5 protein-coding genes are annotated in these 3,153 nt (G+C 63.0%); all 5 read right to left on the minus strand.

The window, feature by feature from the left end; genetic code table 11:
- A partial coding sequence (locus I0Q12_RS01970; protein ID WP_197250356.1) for a hypothetical protein occupies positions 1-779 on the minus strand: 779 nt, incomplete at its 3' end.
- A 3-nt stretch (positions 780-782) separates the two neighbouring features.
- Complete coding sequence (locus tag I0Q12_RS01975) at positions 783-1,154, minus strand: hypothetical protein (RefSeq protein WP_197250357.1); 372 nt, start codon at positions 1,152-1,154, stop codon at positions 783-785.
- Between the two features lie 11 nt (positions 1,155-1,165).
- Positions 1,166-1,663, minus strand: coding sequence for a DUF3558 domain-containing protein (locus I0Q12_RS01980; RefSeq protein ID WP_197250358.1), 498 nt, complete (start codon positions 1,661-1,663; stop codon positions 1,166-1,168).
- A 101-nt stretch (positions 1,664-1,764) separates the two neighbouring features.
- Positions 1,765-2,136 carry a hypothetical protein gene (locus I0Q12_RS01985; protein ID WP_197250359.1) on the minus strand — a complete coding sequence of 124 codons (372 nt, stop codon included), beginning with the start codon at positions 2,134-2,136 and terminating at the stop codon, positions 1,765-1,767.
- A gap of 20 nt (positions 2,137-2,156) precedes the next feature.
- A complete protein-coding gene (locus I0Q12_RS01990) occupies positions 2,157-2,891 on the minus strand; it encodes a DUF3558 domain-containing protein (protein WP_197250360.1) in 735 nt (244 codons plus the stop codon).
- Between the last annotated feature and the right edge of the window lie 262 nt (positions 2,892-3,153).

A 3,153-nucleotide genomic window follows, 5' to 3' on the forward strand; every position in this document is an offset into this window, starting at 1 on the left:
GTCGTGACCGTCGGCGCGTAGTCCTCCTGCATGATGCGGACGGCAGTCGCCCGGGCTTCTTCCTCTGCGTGGAAGAGATCGTTCACTCGGAAAGAGAGAGTTCCGGTCGGCAGCGTCGTCAATCCGCCCGCGATACCGGCGCGAAGCGCGTGCGACCACGTCGACTGCGGGGGATCCGGGAGTCGCTGCTTGACCTGCTCGATGCCCGCGCTCGCGTAGCCGAGGCTGTTCGTCACCAACGCGAGCGCATTGGTGAGCTGCGTCAGACTCGCCGAGTAGTCGGCGACACCGCGGCCCGCGGCGCTCGCGGTGGTCCCCGTCCAGTGTTCCGTGAACACCGACGCGATCGCGGTGCGGAACACCTCGAGGTTGTCGTCGAGGAGGACCTGCGCGCGACCCCACCCCTCGACGCTCTCCCGCATCCGCGACGGCTTCATCGCCTCGACGAACTCCACGATCTCGGCATGGGACATGCCCTCGAAGAATTCCATCACCGACACCGCCCGCGGTTCGAAATCACCGGTGAAGTCGGACGCGGCGACGCCGAAGGTCGACTCGAGCCCCGCGCGCGCGGCGCTGCCCCGCTCACGCGCCGCCCGATCCTGCGCCCACGCGACCCCGTGGATTCCGCCTATCGCGTCGAGAACTTCGAGCGCGATGCGGGTGGTGCCGCTGGTCGAATCGATCGTCGCGGCGACCTCGGGTAGGGCCTGCGCACCCCGGCCGAGGGCCTGCATCGACAGTCCGGCCAGGAGGTCGGTGAACGAAGGAAGTCCCATTCGTCATCTCCCGCCGGGGATGGTTGCGAAAGCGCGGGCGTTCTCGTCCTCGGTCTCGACGTATGCCTTGCCCGCGGCTTCGAACAGGTACTTCATGCGAGTCACGGTGTCGATGTGCTGCTGGAGGACTTCGGTGAACCCGCCGGGGCCGATGGCTTTGTCGTCGAACTTCTGGCCGAGGGACTGGGCGGAGGGCAGCGGTCCGAAGGCTTCCTTGCATTGAAGCCGATCCGCTTCGATCAACAAGGTGTTCAGCACGTCCAGGAATTGTTCGCAGGCTTGTGCGCAGTTGGCCGCGGCGTGAGGTTCGAGGTAGAGGTGGCCGTTCTCGGCGTCTTGAGCAAGCCGGGTGAACAGCGTCTGCGGACGGTCCATGGGGCTCCTGGTTATTCGGGAACGTAGGGGTCGAGGGTCGTGGCGGCGCGGACAGCGATGACACAGGGGTCCTCGCGCATCCCGTCTTTGCTCATCAGTTCCGTTCCCTGGGCGCCTGCACGTATGAGGACGGTGCCTTGAGAACTTGGGTAAACGAGGTCGCACAGACCTCGTTGGCTATCCGCGGTACTTCGAAAGGTCCATGCTTCGCGGTTGCCGACCTCGACAGGGCGAAAGTCGGTCGTTCGGGGGCGTGTGCGGAACTCTTCGACGGTGACGTCGCTGGTGAAGACGGTGACGTAGAACCAGTCGGCTTCCCATCCACAGACTTCCCAGCCTTCGGATTGGACACCCATGAAGTCGGGGGATTCGGTTGCCGGGTCGACCCCGATGGCGTGGAGCGCCTCGTCCGGAAGGGTGCAAGGGTCGAACAGGGGTGGTGGGACCGGTCTTGGTGGCTCGCCCCTTGATCGCGTTGTCGATCGAACACCCCGCGGTCGTCGCAACAAAGGCGCCGAGCAGGACAGCGGTGAGGGCTGTGCGCATCCGTCGTCCTTCCTCGATGGTGATGCCTATCGGGTTGGACGCAGCGACGCGATCGTCGGTTCCCCTATCTGTCGGGGTGCGCTGCGGCGATACGGGCGCGCGTCTCCGCGTCGGTTTCGACGTACGCCTTGCCGGCGGCCTCGAAGAGCGCCTTCATACGGGTGACGGTGTCGATGTGCTGCTGAAGGACCTCGGCGAACCCACCGGGGCCAATTGCTTTGTCGTCGAACTTCTGCCCGAGGGCCTGGGCGGAGGGAAGTGTTCCGAAGGCATCTCTGCAGACAAGATCCTCGGTGATGCTCGACAGCTCGACGAGCGAGTCGATGAACTTACTGCAGGCTTCTGAGCACATTCGCGCCGCATCGGGTTCGAGAAAGAGTTGCCCCGCTTCCGCTGTTGCAGTCAGCCTCTGAAACAGGGAGATCGGTTCTGTCATGGACTTCTCCGTTCTGGGTCCTACTCGGGTATGCGCGGATCGAGGTCGATCGCGGTCCGGAGGCTGATTGCGCAGGGGTCCTCCTGCGGAGCCAGGTTCGCTTTGGTGTTCACGCGGATGATCACGGTGCCCTGTGAAGTCGGATAGGCGAGGTCGCACAGGTCGTTCTGAATCTCGTAGACGCTGCGGAAGGTGACTGCTTCGCGTTTTCCGACAGTGACCGATCGGAAGTCGGTGTTCTTGGGACGTGCACGGAGCTCTTCGACACTGATGTCGGTCGTGAAGATCGACAAGAAGTACCACTCGCCTTCCCAAGCGCAGACTGCCCAGCCTTCCGACTGAGCACCGGCGAAACCGGGTCGCTCGGTAAGAGGGTCGACACTCACGCTTCGGAGCGCATCGTCGGGAAGGGTGCAGGGGTCGAACAGTTCGGACGGCGTCACTTTGAGCGCTCTTCCCGTCACCGAGTTCGAGCTGGCGCAACCGGCGAGCGGCAGCAATGACGACAGCACGACCAACGCAATTGCCCGCCGCATCCCTGCCCCTTCCTTGGAAGTGCCCTCATCAGGGTTCGACGCATGCGATCCGATGCGGGTTCCACCGACATGTTTCGCACGAAAAATTGGCGTTGACCTGCCGATTTGGTGTTCTGCGTAGCCTTCGCGTAACTTATTCCAGGTCAGAGCGACACGGACACCGACCCGGACCGGAAGGTACGGGAAACGAGGTTGGACGAAGGCGCCTGCGAATTTCACTGGTTCGGAACCTTCTGGTAGGGTTTCGCACCGCCCCTGATTCGGGAAGCGCACGGATTTGCGTCTGTGGGTGGATGGGATTAGGCTGGAACAGTTGCCCCGGAACGGACGGACTGCGGTCCGCGAGTGATGGTGTGCGCGTGTTCTTTGAGAACTCAACAGTGTGCCGATGAATGTCAGTGCCAAATATTTTTGGTGCGACCACTTCACAATTATGTGGGTGGTTGTTGCTGGACATCACATTCTTCCGTCTGTGGTGGTC

The organism is Rhodococcus sp. CX (assembly GCF_015865005.1).
Taxonomy (GTDB): Bacteria; Actinomycetota; Actinomycetes; order Mycobacteriales; family Mycobacteriaceae; genus Rhodococcus.